Annotated in this window: 4 protein-coding genes; all 4 read right to left on the reverse strand. The window is 41.0% G+C overall.

Going from position 1 to position 2,362, the window contains the following annotated elements:
- Window positions 1-413 (reverse strand): ATP-binding cassette domain-containing protein (locus M72_RS13245; RefSeq protein WP_141652749.1); only part of this gene is annotated, 413 nt, incomplete at its 3' end.
- Window positions 414-553: 140 nt separating this feature from the next.
- Window positions 554-1,618, reverse strand: a complete 1,065-nt coding sequence (locus M72_RS13250) for a sensor histidine kinase (protein WP_055068560.1) — start codon at window positions 1,616-1,618, stop codon at window positions 554-556.
- A gap of 13 nt (window positions 1,619-1,631) precedes the next feature.
- Entirely contained in the window at window positions 1,632-1,841 is a 210-nt protein-coding gene (locus M72_RS13255; protein ID WP_243279706.1) for a VanZ family protein, read from the reverse strand.
- 51 nt (window positions 1,842-1,892) lie between these two features.
- Window positions 1,893-2,362 (reverse strand): response regulator transcription factor (locus M72_RS13260; protein WP_055068561.1); only part of this gene is annotated, 470 nt, incomplete at its 5' end.

Below are 2,362 nucleotides of genomic sequence, written 5' to 3' on the forward strand. Positions count from 1 at the left end.
TTCATGCCGCCTGACAGATTGGAGATTTTTTTCTTTTTCACATCGGAGAGCGAAAGAATGTCCAACAAATGATTGATCTTTTGGGTGGTTGCCCTTGTAGGAATATCTTTCAGCGCAGCCATATACTCCAAATAATCTTTGACCGTAAAATCCCGGTGATACCCAAAATCCTGCGGCAGAAAGCCAAACTTGCTTCGGTAGACTTCACCTAACTCTCGAATGTCTTTTCCGTCATAGTAAACCGCTCCGTTGGTTGGTGTCATAATATCAGCAATCATGCGCATGAGCGTGGTTTTCCCTGCACCATTCGCCCCCAAAAGTCCCCAAACGCCGGGAGTCAATGTCAGATTGACATCATTTACTGCTGTTTTGTCTTTGAACTGCTTGCTTAAATGCTCTATTTTCAGTTCCATGCTTACACTCCTTTCTTTTGCTTCAGCTGAACAATAAAAAGCCCTTGTTCGATAATCATTGTACCGAACAAAGGCTTTTCAATCTCAAAAATCACACGCTTAAATTCCTAAGTAATTCCTAAGATCACATTCTTATTTTCCTAAGCGGAAAGTGGTAATGTAATCACAAAGTCTATGGTTTCGTTTTGACTGGATGCAGTAATCTTTCCACCATGTAAATGTATAATTTCTTCCGCAATAGAAAGACCAAGTCCCGCACCACCTGTATTAGAAAGCCGGGCATCATCCAAGCGATTGAATTTTTCAAATATACTGTTAAGCTGTTCCTGTGGAATTGTTTTTCCATGATTTTCAAAAGTGATCTGAATATCATGCTCTAACCGTTTGGCGGATATAGTGATTTCTGTCTGCGGGTAACTATATGACGCAGCATTTCGTAAAAGATTACTGAAAACTCTCGCCAGCTTTTCGGGATCAGCATTCACAGATAAGTTGTCCTCCGCAGTAAATACCGCCGTGTTGCCATTTGCGGAGAGTGTCGGATATATTTCATCTATTACCTGCGCAATCAGACAATGTAAATCCACAATTTCTTTTTTGATAATAACCGTATGTGCATTGTACTTGGTAATTTCAAAAAGTTCATTGATGAGCTTTTCAAGGCGTTCTGCCTTATTCAACGCAACTTTTACATACTTTTCCTTTTGCTGTTCAGGCATGTCAGGGGCTTCATGGAGCAGGCTCAAATAGCCGATCACTGTTGTCAGAGGGGTGCGTATATCATGTGCCAGATACATAACAATTTCATTTTTCTTTTCTTCTGCCTGCTTTGCAGCCTGCTTGCTCAACAGAACAGACATTTTAATCTGATTAAGCTGTTCCTCCAGTTCTTTCAGTGGCTCAGACAACGATACGGTATGATTGTTCTGCTCATAGACCGTTTGGGTCGCATCAATTACTTCATCCAGATAGCCCCACGGCTTTTTCCAATAGTAATTGAAAATACATACAAAGCCGATCATCAGATACAAAATAAAAAGCAGATCGAGCCGCCAGTAGAGCCATGCAAAAATACCGTTGTCAAATTTTGAAAAGATGTAGTCCAAGATAAGGGTCAAACCATATCCAACAACGGTATAAACCAGCAATGATAGGTATAAGCGCACTTTAAGGCGCTTTTCTGTTGTCATTTCTTTATTCGACATGAGAATACACCTCCTACCGATTAGCAAACAGAAGAAAGCCAAGCAGACCAATCACGACAACACTTACTATGCCTGCCAGAATGGAAAACAGTCTGTTTGCTTTTATTCTATTTCCGATTAACCGGGCTGCAATCGAATATACAGCAAGCCCCAAAAGACCACCTGCCGTATTTGTGAGTACATCAGTAATATCAGAACGTCCGACTGCTAAGATATACTGCATAAAATAGTTGCCAAACAATTTGATTTTCTCTTCATAGCGTTCTCCTTTCGCTTAAATTTTGTAGCCGACACCCCAAATCGTTTTAATATACTGCGGAGTATCGGAAGTATCGTTCAGTTTCTCGCGCAGATGCCGGATATGCACAGTAATTGTGCTGCTGTTTTTAGAGTAGTATTCATCTTTCCAAACCGCATGAAACAGTTCCTCAATGCTTACAACATTTCCAGCACTTGACAAAAGGACGTGGAGAATAGAAAATTCTGTCGGGGTTAGAGAAACAGGTTCCCCGTCTAACAGACATTCATGGGTCTGCACATTCAAGCACAATTTGTTATAGGAAAGTTCCGATGGAATTTTCTCTGTGATGATACCGGGTGAATATTTCTTGTAACGTCTTAACTGCGCTTTCACTCTGGCAACTACTTCAAGTGGGCGAAAGGGTTTTGTCACATAATCGTCCGCTCCCAATGTCAGCCCCGTTATTTTATCCGTTTCCTCAATTTTAGCCGTTAGCATTATGA

Origin of the sequence: Roseburia faecis, from assembly GCF_001406815.1 — a bacterium.
GTDB lineage: Bacteria > Bacillota > Clostridia > Lachnospirales > Lachnospiraceae > Roseburia > Roseburia faecis.

Bases quoted from the DNA above. Each gene is read 5' to 3' on its own strand.
- M72_RS13250 (WP_055068560.1), bottom strand. From the start codon at position 1,618: ATGTCGAATAAAGAAATGACAACAGAAAAGCGCCTTAAAGTGCGCTTA.
- M72_RS13255 (WP_243279706.1), bottom strand. From the start codon at position 1,841: ATGCAGTATATCTTAGCAGTCGGACGTTCTGATATTACTGATGTACTC.